Raw genomic sequence first — 21175 nt, forward strand, 5'->3', positions numbered from 1 at the left:
CGGTTAATTCAGCCAAGGTAACAGTTGCTTCGCCGCATTATCAAATAAATCTCGATCTAAATTACCGGTGTGAATAAAGCGGGAAACCAATTCCCACAGAGTGTAGAGCCAACGGCGGGCAACAAAGGATTCCGAGACCGGCGCTTTATTGAGGTAGCGATAAAATAGCTGGCTCGGCATCCCCTCTTCACTAAGACGGAATAAATCATACTCCCGCGGTGCCCATAGCATGGGGCCGGGGTTGAGCATCGCCAGCAATTGATCACTGCGGGGATCTTTAAGCATACTGCGTAAGGTCAGATTGCCATGAACCAGCACCGAACTGTCGTCAAAACCGGCGAAAAGTGCATTTAATGATGCCCGAGCACGATAAAGAATTGCCCTATCTTCCAAGGTCATTTGTGGTGAATTCATATTCGATAGCGTGGCCCACAGCACTTCAACTCGTTGCTGATACCAACTGAACCAATCATTTTCTTGTGTGCTATCAACATTGCCGACACACCCATGGCTATCAATCCGGTGCCAAGCTAATACGCCCTCAACTATCTGATCCATCAAAGCATTCCAGCGTTCCCCTGTTCGGGTGGGCGCTTCTACCGAAACACCCCGAAGGCGTTCCATCAGCAAGATTTCTTTATACGGCGGTTGATGGGTCATAACTAAACCATACACAGTCGGCAAGCGGATATCGCCTTCGCGCGACAACATTGACAGTTTATAGGCTTCTTGCTGTGCAATTCCCTGACAGACATAACTCTTTGCCAACAATGGGATCGCCTGACCCTGCTGATTATACATCGCATACAGGTGGGCATAAGGCTGCTCGCTGATGCGCTCAAGGCGGGTAATCGACTCCCCAAGCACGACGCTTAATTCAGCTTTCAGCTGTTCCATAAGGCTTTGTCCGATTATCTGACGAAATAGATTATTCATCATGGGATGATGGGAGGGATATTTCCAGAATGCAGATCAAATAATAGCCACAATAAAAGTTAAATAATTGAAGCCCGTGGGATCCAGAAATAACAACGCCAAACTCAACTGAGCTTGGCGTGGAAAGCTGCACAATGATTACTGCGATTACTGCTTGAGCATAATAGCCCGAACTCTGTCTAAATCTTCTTGCGTATCAACCCCAACTGCTGGCACAGCTTTTGCCACAGCAACGTGAATTTTTTCACCGTACCACAGCACACGCAATTGCTCTAACAGCTCTATCTGCTCGAGTTTACTTGGTGCCCAATTAACGTAGCGGCGAACAAAACCAGCGCGATAAGCATAAATACCAATATGGCGTAAGAAACAATCACCAATGGTTTCTTTCGATTGAGCAAAGCGCTCTCTTTCCCACGGAATGGCGGCACGCGAGAAATACAGCGCATAACCTTGCGCATCCATCACCACTTTCACGGCATTAGGGTTAAAAGCTTCTTCGCTGCTTTCAATCGGCACTGCCAATGTCGCCATACCTGCACTGGAGGCAGCCAAATTATCAGCAACTTGACGGATAATCATTGGCGGCACCAATGGCTCATCCCCTTGCACATTGACAATAATATCATCATCAGCAAAACCATAACGTTCAATGACTTCCGCTAAGCGCTCGGTACCGGACTGATGATCTGCGCGGGTTAAACATACTTCACCGCCCGCTGCTTCAACAGCTTTCACCACTTCCGGATGGTCTGTTGCCACAATCACCCGAGATGCACCTGACTCCAATGCCCGCTCCATCACATGCACAACCATTGGTTTGCCTGCAATATCAGCCAGTGGCTTGCCGGGCAGACGGGTTGAAGCATAACGGGCGGGTATTATAGCAATGAAACTCATGCGTGCTTCTCATCAATGGACAGTGGGCGGGCTTCGTTCTCTAACAATACCGGGATGCCGTCACGCACCGGGTAAGCTAGATTGTCAGCTTTGCATACCAGCTCAAGGTTTTCTTTATTGAAGTACAACTTACCGTTGCAGACAGGACAAGCAACGATTTCGAGTAAACGGTGGTCCATACATCCTCCAGAATGGAGTTTAGCCAGCAGGAAAGTGGTCGAGGATACCATATCCGCCGATGCAGGTTAACTGCGCCGATGCCGTCATTTATATCAGCTATTGATAACAAGCGGTTATGTTAATTGACATTGGTATAAGTGAATATATTCAGCAATCGGGATGATAAATGTTGGTTTTGTTATTGATATGTTGAATTGTGAGGAGTAGTATTTTTGTGACACAAGTCACATAACCATATCTATCGAGTAAGAAATGAAAGTATTCCATAAAATTATTGCGCTGTTTGCTAACTTCAGCAATTAAGCCGCAAAAACAAATAGAAGCACCTGCAAAACTGCCCGACGACAAAATAAACATGTCGAACAGAGGCAAAAAAACTAGCGGCTACCCTTGGGTAGCCGTTTGTTTAGAAAGCGATCACATCTGCTGCTGACGGCCCATGAATACTACGATAAGTAGAGAATTCAACGTCCTGCCCTTCACTCAGTGATTTATTTTTGGTGTTGGCAATGGCTGTCTTGCTGACATACACATCCAAACCACCGTCGTGGGGTGAAATAAAACCGTAGCCTTCAGACTGGTTGAACCATTTCACGCGGCCCATTTTTAACGTCATAATAAATTTCCTTTTACTGGGCATCCTAACAACTCATTTTTATTTATTGTTTAGATGCAGTTGCCCATCCTAAAGTTTTCTGATTAAACCTCTATGAGCTTGATTTTATGAAAAACCCGCATAAATGTGGGCTTAGAATTTTGTCTATCTCCAGAATAAATGATAGGCACATTTGCGCGATCATTTTATTCCGCCGATAACCCAACGTTATTACTTTAAACCTTATTATTTTAAGTAATAGAGCAGCAACAGATACAGCAACTAACAAACCAGCCACAAAGCAATAAATGCTTATTCAACAGGTTCGCCTAAAATATGACTTATGGGAGTTGCTTATAGGAGATTCAGGGGTTCGTCTTTGAGGCTGTATCAGAAAATAGCGTCTTGGGAGGAACTGCTTTACTTTGCTCTCGTGCACTCTTACACATAAATAAGCCTGTAAAACAGGCCGATGTGTATTTATACATAAAAAACGCATCCATACAACTTTTTTATCGCATGGAACGCAACAAACCTCAGAATCAATGAGATATGACGCATAAAAAACTAATATTCTCCGCCAGCGCCTCCCCAGCTCAGCGAACTCACCTAAAATAAAATGGAATCAGCGTGATCCGCAGCCGTAAATATCTGCGTTGAAAGGTAAAAAGGAACATTCCAATGATTACCGCCCTGCCATTTGTTCATCCCGATGAGATACGCGCCAGGTTCTCCAGTGCTATGTCGAATATGTATCAGACGGAAGTCCCGTTATACAGTGATTTATTGCAATTAGTTGCCGAAACCAACAACCAAACTATGGAGCAATCGCCAGAACTGACCCGCCATTTGCTTCGAACTGGGGAAATTGAGCGATTAAATATGGAAAGGCATGGCGCTATCCGCGTGGGAACTGCCGCCGAGCTCGCCACTTTACGCCGCTTATTTGCTGTCATGGGGATGGTTCCCGTCGGGTATTACGACCTGGCCCCTGCTGGTGTACCTGTTCACTCTACGGCTTTTCGCGCGGTACATGAGGCTTCATTGCAAATATGCCCATTCAGAATTTTCACTTCCTTGCTGCGGTTAGAGTTGATTGAGCGGCCAGAACTGCGGCAACAAGCAGTTGATATTCTTGCCAAAAGAAATATTTTCACGCCCCGCCTTATCGAATTGATTGTTAAGCATGAAACAGCCGGGGGGCTGGCCGACAATGACACGGCTGATTTTATTACTGAATCCCTGGAAACATTCCGCTGGCATAATCAAGCCACTGTGAGTGTTGAGGTTTATCAGCAACTGCATGATCAACATCGGTTAATTGCTGATGTCGTTGCCTTTAAAGGGCCACATATTAACCACTTGACCCCACGAACACTGAATATAGACGCAGTACAAGCCGCCATGCCGAAACATAATATTACCCCCAAAGCCGTCATCGAAGGGCCACCACCACGCCATTGCCCAATACTGCTGCGACAAACCAGTTTTAAGGCACTGGAAGAAAAAGTCGCGTTTGTATCATCCGATGGGCAGATTATTCAAGGGAATCATACCGCCCGCTTTGGCGAAATAGAACAGCGTGGCGCTGCGCTGACCGCCAAAGGCCGCAATCTTTATGACCGCCTGCTGCAAGCGGCTCAGGATCAGTTGCAAACTCCTGCAAATGAGGAGAATGCAGCGCAATATATGGCAATTCTTAGCGAAAAATTTAGCCAGTTTCCGGATAATTATCCAGCAATGCGCGCAGAAAAACTCGCTTTCTTCCGCTATTTCCCGACAGAAAAAAAACTCGGCGGATCTGCAACCTCAATACAAAATTTAACTTTAGATGAGTTGATTGGCGCTGGATTCATCCAATTTGAACCTTTGGTTTATGAAGATTTCCTACCGGTCAGTGCCGCAGGTATTTTTCAGTCGAATTTAGGGGATAAAGGGCAAAACCATTTTGCAGGACATTCCAGTAAGCAGGATTTCCAACGGGACTTGGGCGCTGATGTTGTTGATGAACTACAACTGTACGAGAAAACTCAGCAACGTTCGCTAACAGCATGCGCGGCGGCCCTAAAGCTCACATCACTGAGTCTATAAATTGGATTATGCAGAATGTCGCGCTAGCGCTTGAATTTTCAACAGTAATTGTTCAGCCTGGTCAGGAGGTAACTGCGCATCCACAGGCAAATACCACCAATTGGGCTGAGCAAAAGCTCGACACTTAACAGCATCTTTCTCAGTCATTAGCAAAATTTGTGGCCCGGAAGTCAGCGAGCTAAGTTGAGACAATGAATAATCCTGATGGTCAGCGAAAGCATATTCCTTGTTAGGCTCAATGCCGAGCAGACTTAGCGTAGCAAAAAAGCGCGGGGGATGACCAATCCCGGCCATGGCAACGACATGCTGTAATTGCTGCGCAGGAAAACGTTCGCCCGTCACCAAATTGACAGCTTTCTGTACAACCAGTTGCATCGGTATTTCACCGGCGGCAGCAATACCACCATTGGTTATCACCGCATCGACTGAGCGCAGTCGCCCTGCCCGCTCGCGCATCGGGCCTGCGGGCAGCCACCAACCATTACCAAAGCGGCGAACACCATCAATCACCACCAGCTCGAAATCCCGCTGTAATGCATAATGCTGTAATCCGTCATCAGTAATAATGAAATCCAAATCATGAGATTCCAGTAATGTTTTGACCGCATCAGAACGCTTTGGCGAGACCGCAACAGGGGCACCTGTTCGTTGATAGATCAGAACCGGTTCATCACCGGCCTGAGTGGTTGTGGTCTCGCTAGATAGCAGTAACGGATACACAGACTTACCACCGTAACCTCGGGAGACAACCCCGATGCGGTAACCCCGCTGTTTCAGCTGTTCCACCAACCAAATAACTACTGGCGTTTTACCATTACCGCCGGCAGTCAGATTACCCACAATAATGACAGGCACTGGGGAGCGCCACGCCGAACGCAACCCCAGAGTATAACTGACACGGATAAGCCAAGTGATTGCACCATATAGCCAGGACAGCGGCAGCAATAGCAAATACAGCCAAGACTTTCCAGACCAGATGCGCTCAATCATTGGCCAAACTGCATACGGTTAAGTTGAGCATAAACGCCCTTTTTCGCCAGCAATTCTGCATGCATGCCGCGCTCCACAATGCGTCCATCCTCAATGACCAGGATCTCATCCGCTTTTTCAATGGTCGACAAACGGTGGGCAATGACCAGTGAAGTACGGTTTTTCTGCAACTCATCCAATGCGGCCTGAATTGCCCGCTCTGATTCAGTATCCAGTGCCGAAGTCGCTTCATCCAGAATCAATATTGGGCAATCCCGTAACAGCGCCCGTGCAATGGCAATGCGCTGGCGCTGACCACCGGAGAGCATGACGCCGTTTTCACCAATAACGGTGTCCAGGCCATTTTCCATTTTATTGATAAAGTCCATGGCATAAGCCATGCGGGCAGCTTCTTCAATTTCCGCGCGGCTGTACTGCTCATCACGGGCATAAGCAATGTTATTCGCCACCGTATCATTGAACAGATGAACATTTTGCGACACCAACGCGACCTGGTTGCGTAATGCACCCAATCGGTAATCACGTAAGTCATGACCATCCAACAAAATACTGCCTTCACTGACATCATAGAAACGAGTCATTAAATTAGCGATAGTTGACTTACCCGAGCCTGAGCGCCCCACCAATGCAACCGTTTTACCGGCATCGATATGCATATTGATGTCATTCAGTGCCGGGGTATCTTTGCCCGGATAGTAGAACGTCACATGGCGGAATTCTATTTCGCCTTTAGCGCGTTCAACTTCCAGTTTACCTTCATCTTTTTCCTGCTCCATATCCAAAATAGTGAACAATGTCTGGCAAGCAGCCATCCCACGTTGGAATTGAGCATTCACATTGGTCAGTGATTTCAACGGACGCATCAGCGCAATCATGGCTGAGAACACCACGGTAATAGTACCGGCGGTCAGTGTTTCCATCACACTGGGAAAGCTTGCTGCATACAATACAAATGCCAAAGCAAAAGAAGCTATCAACTGGATAATAGGATCTGAAATCGAAGAAGCAGAAACCAGTTTCATCCCTTGCTGGCGCATGCGGTTACTCACAGCTTCAAAGCGCTCAGTTTCAACTTTTTGGCCGCCGAAGATCAAAACTTCTTTATGCCCTTTCAGCATTTGCTCTGCACTGGTGGTCACTTCCCCCATGGTGCTTTGCATATTTTTACTGATATTGCGAAAACGCTTAGATACCAACCGGATAGAAATCGACACGATCGGTGCAATGACGATTAAAATCAGCGACAACTGCCAGCTGTAATAAAACATCATAATAAACAAACCGATGATAGAAGCCCCTTCTCGCACCACTGTAACCAGTGCGCCAGAAGATGATGCTGCTACCTGTTCGGAGTCATAAGTAATACGTGATAGCAATGTACCGGTTGATTGCTGGTCAAAAAATGAAACCGGCATTCCCATCATATGGCTGAATAAGCGGCGACGGATATGCATCACTACTTTGCCAGAGACCCACGAGATGCAATAGCTTGAAATAAAGCCAGTTATGCCACGAACTACCATTAAGCCGATAACGGCCAGAGGCATCCATTTTAAAATTGAGCTATTAGCCTTACCAAAACCATCGTCAAGCAAGGGTTTTAGTAATGACAGCATAAAGGTGTCACTGGCGGCATTAAGGATTAATGCTATCGCTGCAACAACAAGACCGGTCTTATAAGGAGAGATCAATGGCCAGAGGCGACGAAACGTCTGCCAAGTGGATAGATCTTTATCATTCATCATGCAAATACCAGCACCAGAAGAAATAGCGGCCCATTCTACTCATTATGACCTCCAACGCCAAATTGCTGGTGATACCAACGAGGCATTAATTGTTCCCTATAACCATTAATTTGCCAACTATTGCTGTAAAAATAAACACTTAATTGTCCTGACACCGAGGTATCTCGCCAAATAATGTTATTTTTTTTGTAACGCTTAGTCACTTTTCTCGCTGGGAGACGCCATTGGTTATAGCGTGCAACAGAAGCAAAAGCCAATTCTGGCTTTACCGCCCGCAGAAAAGGTGGTGTCGAAGATGTATTGCTCCCATGATGGGGAACCTGCAGTAATGTTGAAGCTAATTTAGCACGAGAATTTTTAATCAGTTCTCTCTCACTGCGTATTTCGAGATCACCAGTCAGTAATAAGCTGTGTTTTCCATCATCAACACGAATAACACACGAATCATCATTCTGAGCATTGGCAACCTGCACTCGCGGCCATAACACCTCGAAATTCAAACCTTGCCACTGCCATGCTACCCCTTGTTTACAAGGCAATGTATTTACAACATCTTTTAAGGAAAAAGGAGCGCGAACCGTAGCCATGGGAAAAGCGGCCTGAATCTCAGCTAAACCTCCGGTATGGTCCTGATGGTCATGGCTGAGAATAATTTGCTCAACAGTGATACCTCGCCAGCGTAAATAAGGCAAAATCACCATTGATGCCATGCTGCCGGTTACCCAGCGATTACCTGTATCAAAAATAATGGCTCTTCCCTCGTGCTCAATGACTACCGCCAGACCATGCCCAATATCTAACATGTCAACCCGCCATTGGTATTCATCACGGCGCTGAGTCAATAATGCCAGATTCACACAAAGCACCATTACCCCAATAGAATAATTACGCCACCATTCAAAACGCCATATAAGCATGGCTAGCCAACCGCTAAATCCTATAGCAACTGATGCTGTGCCAGTATACAACCAGCCCATTCTCATCAGATTCAGTGGCAAGAGCACCGCAGCCAATGAGATATCAGCCAACGACCAGAACACCCCTGCGACCACCGGAAGCAGGGTAAAGGCCAAAGCCAATAAGACACAAGGGACAGTGATTAGGGAAACGAGAGGTACTGCCCACAGGTTTGCAAGTATCGAGAATAAACTGATGCCGTGAAACAACGTTATTTGCAACGGCATCAACAGCAACATCATACCTAATTGCAAATGGATCCCGCGAATAACCAGCCCTTGCCAACCCATTTTAAAACGCGGGGAAAGCGGTACCCAATAAAACCAACATATCAAACTAAATACCGCCAAACAGGAGAGCCAAAAACTATCCGAAAGTATTGCAAGAGGATCACTAAGCAAAATTAGCGCTAGTGCCCATAACCATACTTGCCATGCACTACAGGAGACATTAAAAAGCCTAAGTAGCAACCATAATGTCAGTGCCATAACAGCTCTAACTGCCGGTGGATTCGCTCCTGCTAGCCAAACGTAAATGACAGCAACCATCCAGCCAGTTAATAGCGGAAACAGCGGACCAACGCGACTAACTGGCAGTAAAAACTGAATCGCTCGAGCCAACACCCCACCAAATAACGCCGCCATAGCAATGTGTAAACCTGAAATCGCCATTAAATGGGCCGTACCGGTATCACGCAACATCGCCCAATACTGGGGTTCCAGTTGGCTTCTTTCACCAAAAGCCAGTGCCAGCAATATCTGCCGTTGTTTATAGGGTTCAAGTTGCCGTTCCACAATCTGGATGATTTGCTGGCGAGCATTACAAGGCGCATCAAGTAATTCGGCTCTAATGATTCGTCCCTGTAATGGACGGCGATTCGCTATAGCCCAACGCTGGCTATCAAAACCGCCTTCGTTGAGCAAACTATGTACACCTCGCATTCGCAGCCAGAACTGCCATTGTTGTCCGGCACAGTAATCCAGGCCCTCTTGCCATTTAACGGTGACCTTAATATTAGGAAATACTTTCTTCCCATTTACCTGCTGAATATCTAATAGAACTTTATTGCCTTCTGCCCAAACTAAATGTGAATTGCTTATTGTCCCGACGACATGCTGCTCTCCCTGAGTAAATTGCTCAATCTGCATCAAAATCTTATCGCCGTGCCAGCATCCCCAAACAAAACTCATCAGAGCCAATGTAAAACACTGACAATAGGCCTTGCCGCTGACCCATAGTAGTGCGCCCAAGACCAACAATACGGTAATAACCCTTGCGCCTGGTAGTTGGGGTAGCAAAATAAGAGGTAAAAGACCCGCGATAACAGCAAGCGCGCAATGATCTGTTGATAAAGTGATAAGCAACCGTCCATGTTGTGGCTTTCGAATAGCCTCATTGCCATCCGCTTACTCGTGAGTAAGAAACTAATTTTCTATGTAGATTGGCTATAGAGCCAGTACCACTAGCTGGAGTTCAGAGCCGGTACGCGAACAGTTTTATTGCGTTGCAAAATCTGCAAAGGAAATGCGGAATGTATCTGAAATAATCAGAAATATATTGATGGATAAGACATTTTGGCAGGGGGCGGGCAGTCAGAATTAAAGTATCAAACAAATAAAAACGGTGCCTCTAGGGCACCGTTTCATATCAGCTTTATATCCTTTCACTGGAAGCAATAGCTCCGAGTGTTTTGGACATACATAATAACGCGGTAAGCTGTAAACAACTTAACCGTAGATATTAGCGCGATCACGCAACTCTTTACCGGGCTTAAAGTGTGGAACGTACTTACCTTCCAACTCAACTTTATCACCAGTTTTCGGGTTACGACCAACACGCGGAGCACGGTAGTGAAGAGAAAAACTGCCAAATCCGCGGATCTCAATGCGCTCACCTTCAGCTAGTGTTCCAGCCATATGTTCAAGCATTTCTTTCACTGCATCCTCAACGGCCTTAGCCGGAATATGAGAGTGCTGGCCAGCAAGTCTTTCAATAAGTTCAGACTTGGTCATATTACCTCCAAGCTTTGCAGCTAAACTACCGTATAGGGGCGAAAAGATCGCCCCCCGTTATTACTCGCCTTTTGCAGCTTTGAACGCTTCTGCCATTGCGCTAGAGAAGTTACCTTCTTCTGGCTTGTTGTTAACTGTAGCAATAGCATCTTTCTCATCAGCTTCGTCTTTAGCACGAACAGACAGGCTGATTACGCGGTTTTTGCGGTCAACGCCAGTATATTTGGCTTCAACTTCATCACCGACGTTCAGAACCAGCGTCGCATCTTCAACGCGGTCGCGAGTTGCTTCAGAAGCACGCAGATAACCTTCTACGCCGCCTGCCAATTCAACTGTAGCACCTTTAGCGTCAACTGCAGTGACTTTACCCGTAACAATAGCACCTTTCTTGTTAACAGACAGGTAGTTATTGAATGGATCTTCAGCCAGTTGTTTCACGCCCAAGGAGATACGCTCACGTTCTGCGTCAACTTGCAGAACCACAGCTGCGATTTCGTCGCCTTTCTTGTATTCACGAACTGCTTCTTCGCCTGCAACGTTCCAGGAGATGTCAGACAGGTGAACCAGGCCGTCGATGCCGCCGTCCAAGCCGATGAAGATACCGAAGTCAGTGATAGACTTGATTTTACCTTCAACGCGGTCGTTTTTGTTGTGGGTTTCTGCAAACAGCTGCCATGGGTTAGATTTGCACTGTTTCAGGCCCAGAGAAATACGACGACGTTCTTCATCGATGTCCAGAACCATAACTTCCACTACGTCGCCAACGTTAACAACTTTAGACGGGTGAATGTTTTTGTTGGTCCAATCCATTTCTGAAACGTGTACCAAGCCTTCAACGCCTTCTTCGATTTCTACGAAGCAGCCGTAATCAGTCAGGTTAGTTACACGACCAGTCAGCTTAGTGCTTTCTGGGTAACGTTTAGCGATAGCAACCCATGGATCTTCGCCCAGCTGTTTCAAGCCAAGGGATACACGAGTACGTTCGCGGTCGAATTTCAGAACTTTAACAGTGATTTCGTCGCCCACATTGACGATTTCGCTTGGGTGTTTAACACGTTTCCAAGCCATGTCAGTAATGTGCAGCAAGCCATCAACGCCACCCAGATCAACGAATGCACCGTAGTCAGTCAGGTTCTTAACGATACCCTTAACTTCCATGCCTTCTTGCAGGTTTTCCAGCAATTGATCACGCTCAGCGCTGTTCTCAGATTCGATAACTGCACGACGAGAAACAACCACGTTGTTGCGTTTCTGATCCAGCTTGATGACTTTGAACTCAAGCTCTTTGCCTTCCAGATGCAGAGTATCGCGAACTGGGCGCACATCAACCAGTGAACCAGGCAAGAACGCACGGATGCCGTTCAGTTCGACTGTAAAGCCGCCCTTCACTTTGCCGTTGATCACACCAGTAACGGTTGCAGCTTCTTCGTAAGCTTTTTCCAGCATCAGCCATGCTTCATGGCGCTTAGCTTTCTCACGGGACAGCAGAGTTTCACCGAAGCCGTCTTCAACAGCGTCCAGAGCCACGTCAACTTCGTCACCGACTTGAATTTCCAGTTCGCCTTGCGCGTTCTTGAACTGTTCTACTGGAATTGCTGACTCAGATTTCAGACCGGCGTCAACCAGTACGATATCTTTATCGATAGAAACAACAACACCACGGACGATAGAGCCCGGACGTGTTTCAATTGTTTTCAGGGATTCTTCAAAGAGTTGAGCAAAAGATTCTGTCATGTTTATAATCTTCAGGATTCTTAAGTTTAACGTCCATCTAGCATCCCGCCGGATGGGGTTGTTTCACATGCCTCGCCACACATCCTTGCAGCAAGGTTAAAGTGCTCATCAAAAATAATTTTATTTAAAAAATAAATCATTGAGAGCTCAGAACTGACCGCATTGTCGTTATTTTTTTAACGGCAACGCTAGAATTCGTTGGGCATAAGCCAGCGCCTGTTCGATCACCTGCTCGATGGACATACTGGTTGAATCCAGTACCAACGCATCTGCCGCAGGGACTAAAGGTGCAATAGCCCGATTACGATCGCGAGAGTCCCGCTCCTGTATCTCGGACAAAAGACGTTCAAAGTTAACATTAAACCCCTTTTCCTGCAACTGTAGCATACGCCTGTGCGCACGTTCTTGTGAACTTGCATCAAGAAATATTTTCACCGGGGCATCTGGGAACACCACCGTGCCCATATCACGGCCATCGGCAATCAGGCCGGGCGGTTCACGAAAAGCCCGCTGGCGACGTAATAATGCTTCACGCACCCGAGGAAAAGCCGCTGCCTGAGATGCTGTATTTCCCACAGTTTCAGTGCGGATCTCATTACTGACGTCCTCACCTTCTAAAATGACTTTTAACTGCCCATTTTGCGAAACAAAACGAACATCGAGATGTGCGGCAAGTGGAACTAATGCCTCTTCGGTGCTGATATCTACCTGATGATGCAGTGCCGCCAAAGCTAAAACACGGTATATCGCACCGGAATCCAGCAAGCGCCAATCCAACGATTCAGCCAATGCTTTGCAAAGCGTACCTTTACCTGCACCACTTGGTCCATCAACGGTTATCACCGGGGCTGACGCCGTCATTTATCTCTCCTTTCGGTAGGCAAAACCTCTTGTCTACCCGGCAGGGCAAACACAGGAGCAGCATTATACGCTGCATCGAAGTGAACTGTTACCCTGCGGTGGTTTAGTTGCTGAAAATAAAACCATAAGCCGTGGCTGGAGTGTAGAAGAGATGGGAAAGATAGCCAGAAAAAATATTTATTCTTTATCTATTAACAGGCAAAAATCGGTGAAGTTTTGTGAGAAAACCGTCTGTTACAGAATAAAAAATGGGTACTCACTGGTACCCATCTCATGCTGATAAACCCGGTAAAGATTGATCAGGCTAATTGGCTCAGCCGCGCTAATTGCTCGAAGTAATCTGGGAAAGTCTTCGCGGTACATTTAGGGTCAAGGATAGTGACCTGAGTGTCAGATAAAGCCACCAGCGAGAAACACATCGCCATTCGATGGTCATTATAAGTGCCTATTTCTGCTGCGATTAATTGTGCTGGAGGGACAACACGAATGTAATCCTGCCCCTCTTCCACTTGTGCGCCCACTTTTCTCAGCTCTGTCGCCATCGCGGATAAGCGGTCGGTTTCTTTCACGCGCCAGTTATAGATATTACGAATAGTCGTCGGGCCATCGGCAAACAGTGCGGTGGTGGCAATGGTCATTGCAGCATCAGGAATATGGTTCATATCCATATCAATTCCCTGTAATTTCCCCCGGCTACACTCGATATAATCATCACCCCAACTTACTTTAGCGCCCATTTTCTCCAGCACATCAGCAAATTTGGTATCGCCCTGCACACTTTTTTTACCAATACCGGTTACGCGCACTGTCCCGCCTTTAATCGCGGCGGCGGCGAGGAAATAAGAAGCGGAAGATGCATCGCCCTCAACCAGATAGGTACCTGGTGAATGATAAGTCTGCCCGCCTTTAATGTGGAAAACCTGATAATTTTCATGCACAACATCTACACCAAAGGTTTTCATCAGATGCAGGGTAATGTCGATGTAAGGTTTAGATACCAACTCCCCTTGAATCTGAATGTCAGTATCTTGCTCCGCTAAGGGGGCCGTCATCAGGAGCGCTGTCAGGAATTGGCTGGAAACACTGCCATCTACGGTCAGTTTGCCACCACGGAAACCACCGCGTAAGCGCAGCGGCGGGTAATTTTCTTGCTCCAGATAATCAATCTGTGCCCCGCCCTGGCGCAATGCATCGACCAAATGACCAATTGGCCGCTCTTTCATGCGCGGTTCACCGGTTAATACAATGTCATTGCTCCCCAAACAAAGGGCGGCCGCCAGCGGACGCATGGCCGTTCCTGCATTGCCCAAGAACAATTCTAATGGTTGCTCAGCAACCAACTTGCCGCCCAGCCCATCAACTTCACAGCGAGTTCTGTCGGCAGAAAGACGGAATTTTACTCCCAATGCCTGTAATGCATTGAGCATATGGCGGATGTCATCACTGTCTAACAAGTTATTCAGCTGGGTCGTCCCCTCAGCCAGCGCAGCCAGAAGAAGTGCACGGTTAGAAACACTTTTAGATCCGGGTAAGTTAACTGTGCCATTAATCAGGGCTATGGGGTGTAAAGTCAGGGATTCCAGCATGGGAAAAGCACTCTCCAGTCTTTGATGAACAACAGCCCCGCACAGGACGGGGCTATTGTAATTACTTAATAAATAAAACTAATATTTGCTCAGAGCAATCAACCATGGCGGCGTTCAAAGTCAGCCATAAAATCGGTTAATGCTTTCACGCCTTCAATTGGCATCGCGTTATAGATAGAGGCGCGCATGCCCCCGGCAACACGGTGACCTTTTAAGGCTTGCAGCCCTTGCGCTTCTGCTTCGCTCAAGAACAGTTTGTCCAGTGAAGGATCTCTCATTTGGAATGGCACATTCATCCAAGAGCGGTTGGCAATAGCAACCTGATTGCGGTAGAAGCCGGTTTTGTCGATGGCACCATACAGCAACTCAGCTTTCGCCTGATTACGTTTTTCCATTTCGCCCAAACCGCCCTGTTCTTTCAGCCATTTAAATACCAAGCCGGACAGATACCAGGCAAAAGTTGGCGGGGTGTTGAACATTGAATCATTCTCTGCCAGCACCTTGTAATCAAGAATTGACGGCAGTTCCGTGCGGGCTTTACCGAGCAAATCTTCGCGCACGATAACCAGGGTCAAACCGGCTGGGCCAATATTCTTCTGGGCACCCGCATAAATCACACCATAACGGCTGACATCAATGGGGCGGGAGAGAATGGATGAAGAGTAATCCGCAACCACGACTTTGCTGCCAAAATCAGGCTCTTCATTGATAGCCAACCCGTCAATGGTTTCATTCGGGCAATAATGCACATAGGCGGCATTATCACTCAATTTCCATTGTTTCATCGGCTGAATACCGGTTCGGCCATCAACCTCAGTTTTCACATCAATCACATTCGGCGTGCAGTATTTCTGAGCTTCATTGATCGCACTGTGCGCCCAATAGCCGCCGTCGATGTAATCGGCACTGTTATTGTCGCCGAGCAAGTTCAGTGGTACTGCGGCGAACTGTGCGCGTGCGCCGCCGTGGCAAAATAACACTTTATAATTGGCTGGGATCTGCATCAAATCGCGCAAATCTTTTTCAGCCTCTTCTGCGACCTGCATAAACTCTTTACTGCGGTGGCTGATTTCCATCACCGACGTACCCAGACCATGCCAGTTACGCAATTCCTGTTCCGCACGACGTAAAACTTCAACCGGTAGCATTGCTGGACCAGCGCTAAAATTATAAACCTGTGTCATTTCCCCTCACCACACTCAACTGAGATTGCCATCATTATCCTGACTCGGTTTTATCATTCGAGTCCGCCTGCTGCAATGGTTATTCACTCACGAAGGCGAAACTCGCCCTCTCTTCCACAGCAGGCTGTGCGTTATCTTGTCATTTATTTGAAACTATTCACTAAAACTGGCTCAGTCATAACCTTGTTGCATGATAGATAACTCATTTTGCCCGCGGATGATGCAAAGCCTCGACCCAGTGGTGGTGACCGCAACATTGGCAAGTAGCATGTGAATCATCAGAAAATGTAACAATCAGGCCACATTGGTTACAAGCATATTCACCCATTTTTTCTTTATTAATTAATTGGTTAATGCATGATTTTGGCAATACAGGCAGGCCGGGCTTAACCTTTTCGGTACTGAAGAAAAAGACACTGATAGCCCCATTGACCTCCAGAATGGCTAGCCGCACCTGACCGAGATGCTCGACACCTTGTTGGCGCAACTCCATAAAAAATTCATCGTGCGTAATATTTTCCTGCTGCATGGTTTTCCACACAAATACCCCGTCACTGATAATAATGAGTGGCTTCCCTTCCATCCATTGTTGGATTTTTTCACTGCGCGACATGAGGAAAGTGGCCAGTCGGTACAAAAGCATAATGCTGATGAATACCATAACCACGGGCAGTATCGGCACATCTTCATAAAAAGTGACATCACCGGCGGCTGAGCCGAGGGTAAGAATGATAACCACCTCAAATAGCGACATCTGCCGTACACCACGGCGGCCACTCAGCTTAAGAAATAAAAAGACCAATACAAAAGTCAATAAACACCGAACCCCCACTTCTGCTAAAAATTCAATAGGGAATTTATCCAGCGCCATCCGGTTGAAATCAAAAGTTTTCATTTATTGTTATCCTGCCGTCTAAATAAGGGCAAAATGTTGCCGCGCACCTGTTAAAGGTAGCTGACTGAAGGCATTAGTATTTTTATTTCAGATTACAGGAATTAAAGAGATACGGAGGCCGAAGCCCCCGTCAGAGTTTGACTAGATCAATAGGTGTGGAACAATTTTTGAATTTCTTGTGGTTTTTGCGTTTGGGTTAATGCCAATTGCAACAGCACCCGTGCTTTTTGTGGATTAAGTGAGCCGGAGGCAACAAAGCCATATTTAGTATCATCCACTTCAGCATCTTCAGTGGTAGATCCGGTGGGGACACGGGATGAACGCACCACGGCAACGCCATTATGTGCTGCGGTTGCCAGTGTATCGAACACAGTATGATACAGGTTGCCGTTGCCCACACCGGCACTGACAATCCCTTTATAACCATCAGCAATCAATGCTTTAGCGGGCAAATCGGACGCATTAGCATAGTTATAAATAATGCCCACTTTCGGCAACTCATTCAGCTTACTGATATCAAAAGCTGGCTGCCTTGGTGCCGGCTGATGCAGATAATTCACTTTACCATCATAGATATAGCCCAGTGGGCCAGTATTAGGTGACTGGAAGGTTTGCACCGAGGTCGTATTGGTTTTCATCACATCACGGCCCGTCAATACCTGGTCATTCATGGCCACCAGCACCCCACGTTTAGCCGAGTTAGCATCACTGGCCACCACCACAGCATTGTAGAGGTTCAGTGGGCCATCAGCGCCCAGAGCCGTCGCCGGGCGCATTGCCCCCACCATCACTACCGGCTTATCACAGTTGACGGTTAAGTCGAGAAAATAGGCAGTTTCCTCCAATGTATCCGTCCCATGGGTAATCACGAATCCGTCGGTTTTGGCACAATCAGCATTAATTTTTTTTGCTAATTTCAACCAAACTTCATCATTCATATCCTGAGAACCAATATTCACCACTTGCTCACCTTGAATATTGGCGAGTTTTTTCATTTCCGGCACCGCGTCGACCAGGGCATCCACGCCCAGTTTACCGGCAGTATAGTTTGATTTAGTGGCTGAATCGCCGCCGCCGGCGATAGTTCCTCCGGTCGCCAACAAGGTGATATTGGGTAGAGCAAAGGCCGAACCACTGATCCCTGCTAAGATTCCGGCTAAGACAGTTAGCTTTATAGACTTCATATTATGACTCCATCATTTATGAGCTAGCGAATTATCCGGAATATCCATATCAAAACTGTGACATTTACTGCGCTTTAGGAATACATGGAGCTATTAACTAAAACCCCGTATGATTGCGCGTTTTTAGTACCGCCAAAAAGTGAAGACAATGACCCAAACTTTTATTCCCGGCAAAGACGCCGCGCTGGAAGACTCCATCTCCCGCTTTCAGCAAAAACTGAGCGACCTCGGTTTTAATATTGAAGAAGCCTCTTGGCTGAATCCGGTTCCTCACGTTTGGTCGGTACATATCCGCGATCGTGACTGCCCGCTGTGCTTTACCAACGGCAAAGGCGCTAGCAAGAAAGCCGCATTGGCTTCAGCCTTGGGTGAATATTTCGAACGTTTATCCACTAACTATTTCTTTGCGGACTTCTATCTGGGCAAAGCCATTGCGGAAGGTGATTTTGTTCATTATCCGAATGAGAAATGGTTCCCCATTCCTGAAGATGATTTGTTACCGGAAGGTATTCTGGATGAGCGCCTGCTGGCGTTTTACGATCCAGAAAACGAGCTGGTTAGCAGTGATTTGGTGGATTTACAGTCAGGTAACGCTGCACGCGGTATTTGCTCTCTGCCATTCATCCGCCAGTCAGATTTAGAAACTGTCTATATTCCGATGAATATTATCGGCAATCTGTATGTTTCAAACGGCATGTCTGCGGGGAATACCGCCAATGAAGCCCGCGTGCAAGCATTGTCTGAAGTGTTTGAACGTTCAGTGAAAAATCGCATTATCGCCGAATCTATCAGCTTGCCAGAGATCCCGGCCGACGTGTTAAATCGCTATCCGGGCGTGGTGGAAGCTATCACCAAGCTGGAAGAGGAAGGTTTCCCGATCCTGTCTTACGATGCTTCTTTAGGCGGTGCTTATCCGGTCATTTGTGTGGTGCTGTTTAACCCATCCAACGGAACTTGTTTTGCTTCATTTGGCGCACACCCAGATTTCGGTGTAGCCCTTGAACGTACCGTGACTGAATTATTGCAAGGTCGTAGCCTTAAAGACTTGGATGTGTTTACCGCGCCAACCTTTGATGATGAAGAAGTGGCTGAACATACCAATCTGGAAACACACTTTATCGATTCAAGCGGCTTAATCAGCTGGGATATGTTTAAACAACAAGCTGATTATCCTTTCGTGGATTGGAGCTTTAAAGGCACCACTGAAGAAGAGTTCGCCACCTTGATGGCTATCTTCAAGCAAGAAGATGCTGAAGTGTATATCGCTGATTATGAACATTTAAGTGTCTACGCCTGCCGGATTCTGGTGCCAGGCTGGTCAGATATTTACCCTGCTGAAGATTTGCTGATGGCGAACAACACCATGGGTGTGCATCTGCGCAGCACTTTACTGGCCCTGCCGGACACTGATTGGCAGCCAGCACAATATCTGGAACTTATTCAGACCTTGGATGATGAAGGTTTAGATGATTTCGCCCGAGTCCGTGAGCTGCTGGGTATTGCCTCCGGTAAAGATAACGGCTGGTACACTCTGCGGGTTGGCGAGTTGAAATCCATGCTGGCCTTGGCGGGCGGTGATTTGGAACAAGCGCTAATTTGGGTCGAGTGGACACAAGATTTCAACTCTTCTGTGTTCACTGCGAAACAGGCTAATTATTATCGTTGCCTGCAAACTCTGCTGTTGCTGACCCAAGAGCCAGAACGTGATGCTGCCCAGTATTATAGCGCTTTTGTGAAAATGTATGGTCAAGAGGCTGTAGAGGCCGCATCAGCGGCTATCGCCGGTGAAGAACGCTTTAATGGCCTGTTTAGTGTCGATGAAGACCTCAAAGCTCTACCAGCGCATCAAGCACTGCTGGGTGCTTATGCCAAATTACAGGCAGCAAAACGCCGTTATTGGGCAAAAAGCGAGTAAGCCCCGCTGCCCCACAGATTTTAGTTATCTGTCTGTTGGGGCGGTAATTAACCAATGAAGCGGCAAATGCCGCTTTTTTTATCTCAAGATTTCTCGCCTATTAATTTTTTGCAATTATTCCTGACTAAATTAAATACAAACACCGCAAGCCAACAATTGTTTTTGTCATAAAAAAACGTTACTTTCTGACGCCGCCTGAGGTAAAAAACAGCACCTTTAAACAAACATTATTTACTCATCAGATAAAACAGAGAAACAGGTAAATAAATAGTTAATTTTTAATGACAGCGATGAATAAAAATAGCTACAAATACTGTTTTTATGTAACGTTCTCAACGGCTTTAAAACAGTGCAATCAAAAATATTTGTAAATCTTAAAATATTTTTTTATTTTAAAAATCAAAAAGTTAAGCTTATTAAGCACACATTTTGTAGTGTTTTAAAGCGAACTAAACTCTCGCAATATGATCCATATCAATTTTCACGCTATACTGCTTTGCTAGTATCTCGTTGTGCTTTATTAACCCTTAAGAGAGAGTTAGTGTGAAAGCTGACAACCCCTTCGATGCATTATTACCTGCGGCAATGGCTAAAGTAGCCGAAGATGCCGGTGTCTATAAAGCCACCAAGCATCCGCTAAAAACTTTTTATTTAGCGATTACTGCTGGTGTGTTTATTTCAATTGCGTTTGTTTTTTATATTACAGCGACTACCGGTACCGCAGGCGTGCCTTTCGGCTTTGCCAAGTTGGTGGGTGGTATTTGTTTCTCCCTAGGGCTAATGTTAGTTGTGGTATGTGGTGGTGATCTTTTCACTTCTACCGTGCTCACAACTGTAGCCAAAGCCAGTGGCCGTATTACCTGGCGTCAACTGGGATGCAACTGGGTTAATGTCTATATTGGGAACCTGTGCGGTGCGCTATTTTTCGTGTGCCTTATTTGGTTTGCGGGACAACATACGGTGGCAAATGGTCAATGGGGTCTGAATGTTTTACAAACAGCCGACCACAAATTGCACCATACTTTTGTTGAAGCAGTCTGTTTAGGCATTCTGGCTAACTTAATGGTCTGCCTGGCGGTTTGGATGAGTTACTCCGGCCGTACCATAATGGACAAAATGTTTGCGATGATTTTACCGGTGGGAATGTTTGTTGCCAGCGGCTTTGAGCATAGCATCGCAAATATGTTTATGATCCCTATGGGTATTGTGATTAAAAACTTCGCATCGCCTGAGTTTTGGCAATCCATAGGATCTGCACCGGAGCAATTTGCTCACTTAACCGTAAGTAACTTTATTATTGATAACCTGATTCCGGTCACTATTGGCAACATCATTGGTGGCGGATTATTGGTAGGGTTGACTTACTGGATAATTTATCTGCGCGGTGACCAGCAACATTAAGTGTGGCCG

17 protein-coding genes are annotated in these 21175 nt (G+C 46.6%); 3 read left to right on the forward strand and 14 right to left on the reverse strand.

Annotated features, from left to right (window positions below; all coding sequences use genetic code 11):
- Window positions 1-3: 3 nt before the first annotated feature.
- The 4 genes from OP863_RS12530 to OP863_RS12545 all read right to left on the reverse strand — a co-directional run bounded on the left by OP863_RS12530 (window position 4) and on the right by OP863_RS12545 (window position 2632).
- Complete coding sequence (locus OP863_RS12530; RefSeq protein WP_038632120.1) at window positions 4-897, reverse strand: YcbJ family phosphotransferase; 894 nt, start codon at window positions 895-897, stop codon at window positions 4-6.
- A 186-nt stretch (window positions 898-1083) separates the two neighbouring features.
- On the reverse strand, window positions 1084-1836 hold the full coding sequence (gene kdsB, locus OP863_RS12535; protein ID WP_038632118.1) for a 3-deoxy-manno-octulosonate cytidylyltransferase: 753 nt from the start codon (window positions 1834-1836) through the stop codon (window positions 1084-1086).
- Complete coding sequence (locus OP863_RS12540; protein ID WP_004700032.1) at window positions 1833-2015, reverse strand: Trm112 family protein; 183 nt, start codon at window positions 2013-2015, stop codon at window positions 1833-1835. The genes kdsB and OP863_RS12540 overlap by 4 nt, the downstream gene beginning before the upstream one ends.
- 407 nt (window positions 2016-2422) lie before the next feature.
- Window positions 2423-2632 carry a cold-shock protein gene (locus OP863_RS12545; RefSeq protein ID WP_038632114.1) on the reverse strand — a complete coding sequence of 70 codons (210 nt, stop codon included), beginning with the start codon at window positions 2630-2632 and terminating at the stop codon, window positions 2423-2425.
- A gap of 660 nt (window positions 2633-3292) precedes the next feature.
- Here OP863_RS12545 and OP863_RS12550 point away from each other — a divergent pair.
- Window positions 3293-4702, forward strand: a complete 1410-nt coding sequence (locus OP863_RS12550) for a VOC family protein (protein ID WP_145591482.1) — start codon at window positions 3293-3295, stop codon at window positions 4700-4702.
- Between the two features lie 6 nt (window positions 4703-4708).
- On the opposite strand, the gene lpxK is transcribed toward OP863_RS12550, so the two are convergent.
- The 10 genes from lpxK to ansB all read right to left on the reverse strand — a co-directional run bounded on the left by lpxK (window position 4709) and on the right by ansB (window position 17850).
- Window positions 4709-5692 carry a tetraacyldisaccharide 4'-kinase gene (gene lpxK / locus OP863_RS12555; protein ID WP_265525362.1) on the reverse strand — a complete coding sequence of 328 codons (984 nt, stop codon included), beginning with the start codon at window positions 5690-5692 and terminating at the stop codon, window positions 4709-4711.
- A complete protein-coding gene (msbA, locus tag OP863_RS12560) occupies window positions 5689-7437 on the reverse strand; it encodes a lipid A ABC transporter ATP-binding protein/permease MsbA (RefSeq protein WP_004391094.1) in 1749 nt (582 codons plus the stop codon). The genes lpxK and msbA overlap by 4 nt, the downstream gene beginning before the upstream one ends.
- A gap of 35 nt (window positions 7438-7472) precedes the next feature.
- On the reverse strand, window positions 7473-9758 hold the full coding sequence (locus tag OP863_RS12565) for a ComEC family protein (protein ID WP_265525363.1): 2286 nt from the start codon (window positions 9756-9758) through the stop codon (window positions 7473-7475).
- A 363-nt stretch (window positions 9759-10121) separates the two neighbouring features.
- Entirely contained in the window at window positions 10122-10406 is a 285-nt protein-coding gene (ihfB, locus tag OP863_RS12570; protein WP_032820038.1) for an integration host factor subunit beta, read from the reverse strand.
- Between the two features lie 60 nt (window positions 10407-10466).
- Window positions 10467-12140 carry a 30S ribosomal protein S1 gene (rpsA, locus tag OP863_RS12575; protein WP_038632104.1) on the reverse strand — a complete coding sequence of 558 codons (1674 nt, stop codon included), beginning with the start codon at window positions 12138-12140 and terminating at the stop codon, window positions 10467-10469.
- A 168-nt stretch (window positions 12141-12308) separates the two neighbouring features.
- Window positions 12309-13001: a (d)CMP kinase gene (gene cmk, locus OP863_RS12580; RefSeq protein WP_038632102.1), complete on the reverse strand. Its 693-nt coding sequence runs from the start codon at window positions 12999-13001 to the stop codon at window positions 12309-12311.
- A 299-nt stretch (window positions 13002-13300) separates the two neighbouring features.
- Window positions 13301-14587: a 3-phosphoshikimate 1-carboxyvinyltransferase gene (gene aroA / locus OP863_RS12585; protein WP_145589022.1), complete on the reverse strand. Its 1287-nt coding sequence runs from the start codon at window positions 14585-14587 to the stop codon at window positions 13301-13303.
- Window positions 14588-14685: 98 nt separating this feature from the next.
- Complete coding sequence (serC, locus tag OP863_RS12590) at window positions 14686-15771, reverse strand: 3-phosphoserine/phosphohydroxythreonine transaminase (RefSeq protein WP_265525364.1); 1086 nt, start codon at window positions 15769-15771, stop codon at window positions 14686-14688.
- 202 nt (window positions 15772-15973) lie between these two features.
- The gene (locus OP863_RS12595) at window positions 15974-16666 is read right to left on the reverse strand and encodes a YetF domain-containing protein (protein ID WP_145589020.1); all 693 of its coding nucleotides are present in this window, start codon (window positions 16664-16666) and stop codon (window positions 15974-15976) included.
- 146 nt (window positions 16667-16812) lie between these two features.
- Window positions 16813-17850 carry an L-asparaginase 2 gene (gene ansB / locus OP863_RS12600; RefSeq protein ID WP_038632094.1) on the reverse strand — a complete coding sequence of 346 codons (1038 nt, stop codon included), beginning with the start codon at window positions 17848-17850 and terminating at the stop codon, window positions 16813-16815.
- A gap of 148 nt (window positions 17851-17998) precedes the next feature.
- Here ansB and ycaO point away from each other — a divergent pair, with 148 nt between their 5' ends.
- Window positions 17999-19765 (forward strand): 30S ribosomal protein S12 methylthiotransferase accessory factor YcaO, encoded by a 1767-nt coding sequence (ycaO, locus tag OP863_RS12605; protein WP_265525365.1) that lies wholly within the window; start codon window positions 17999-18001, stop codon window positions 19763-19765.
- A 543-nt stretch (window positions 19766-20308) separates the two neighbouring features.
- The gene (focA, locus tag OP863_RS12610; protein ID WP_038632091.1) at window positions 20309-21166 is read left to right on the forward strand and encodes a formate transporter FocA; all 858 of its coding nucleotides are present in this window, start codon (window positions 20309-20311) and stop codon (window positions 21164-21166) included.
- Window positions 21167-21175 lie beyond the last annotated feature (9 nt).

The organism is Yersinia sp. SCPM-O-B-9106 (C-191) (assembly GCF_026183365.1).
Taxonomy (GTDB): Bacteria; Pseudomonadota; Gammaproteobacteria; order Enterobacterales; family Enterobacteriaceae; genus Yersinia; species Yersinia rochesterensis.

What these genes read in the sequence shown, in the direction of transcription:
- OP863_RS12550 (WP_145591482.1), top strand. Translation starts at nt 3,293, where the DNA reads ATGATTACCGCCCTGCCATTTGTTCATCCCGATGAGATACGCGCCAGG.
- aroA (WP_145589022.1), bottom strand. Translation starts at nt 14,587, where the DNA reads ATGCTGGAATCCCTGACTTTACACCCCATAGCCCTGATTAATGGCACA.
- ansB (WP_038632094.1), bottom strand. Translation starts at nt 17,850, where the DNA reads ATGAAGTCTATAAAGCTAACTGTCTTAGCCGGAATCTTAGCAGGGATC.
- OP863_RS12595 (WP_145589020.1), bottom strand. Translation starts at nt 16,666, where the DNA reads ATGAAAACTTTTGATTTCAACCGGATGGCGCTGGATAAATTCCCTATT.
- OP863_RS12545 (WP_038632114.1), bottom strand. Translation starts at nt 2,632, where the DNA reads ATGACGTTAAAAATGGGCCGCGTGAAATGGTTCAACCAGTCTGAAGGC.
- ycaO (WP_265525365.1), top strand. Translation starts at nt 17,999, where the DNA reads ATGACCCAAACTTTTATTCCCGGCAAAGACGCCGCGCTGGAAGACTCC.
- msbA (WP_004391094.1), bottom strand. Translation starts at nt 7,437, where the DNA reads ATGATGAATGATAAAGATCTATCCACTTGGCAGACGTTTCGTCGCCTC.
- cmk (WP_038632102.1), bottom strand. Translation starts at nt 13,001, where the DNA reads ATGACGGCGTCAGCCCCGGTGATAACCGTTGATGGACCAAGTGGTGCA.
- serC (WP_265525364.1), bottom strand. Translation starts at nt 15,771, where the DNA reads ATGACACAGGTTTATAATTTTAGCGCTGGTCCAGCAATGCTACCGGTT.
- OP863_RS12530 (WP_038632120.1), bottom strand. Translation starts at nt 897, where the DNA reads ATGGAACAGCTGAAAGCTGAATTAAGCGTCGTGCTTGGGGAGTCGATT.
- OP863_RS12540 (WP_004700032.1), bottom strand. Translation starts at nt 2,015, where the DNA reads ATGGACCACCGTTTACTCGAAATCGTTGCTTGTCCTGTCTGCAACGGT.
- lpxK (WP_265525362.1), bottom strand. Translation starts at nt 5,692, where the DNA reads ATGATTGAGCGCATCTGGTCTGGAAAGTCTTGGCTGTATTTGCTATTG.
- rpsA (WP_038632104.1), bottom strand. Translation starts at nt 12,140, where the DNA reads ATGACAGAATCTTTTGCTCAACTCTTTGAAGAATCCCTGAAAACAATT.
- kdsB (WP_038632118.1), bottom strand. Translation starts at nt 1,836, where the DNA reads ATGAGTTTCATTGCTATAATACCCGCCCGTTATGCTTCAACCCGTCTG.
- ihfB (WP_032820038.1), bottom strand. Translation starts at nt 10,406, where the DNA reads ATGACCAAGTCTGAACTTATTGAAAGACTTGCTGGCCAGCACTCTCAT.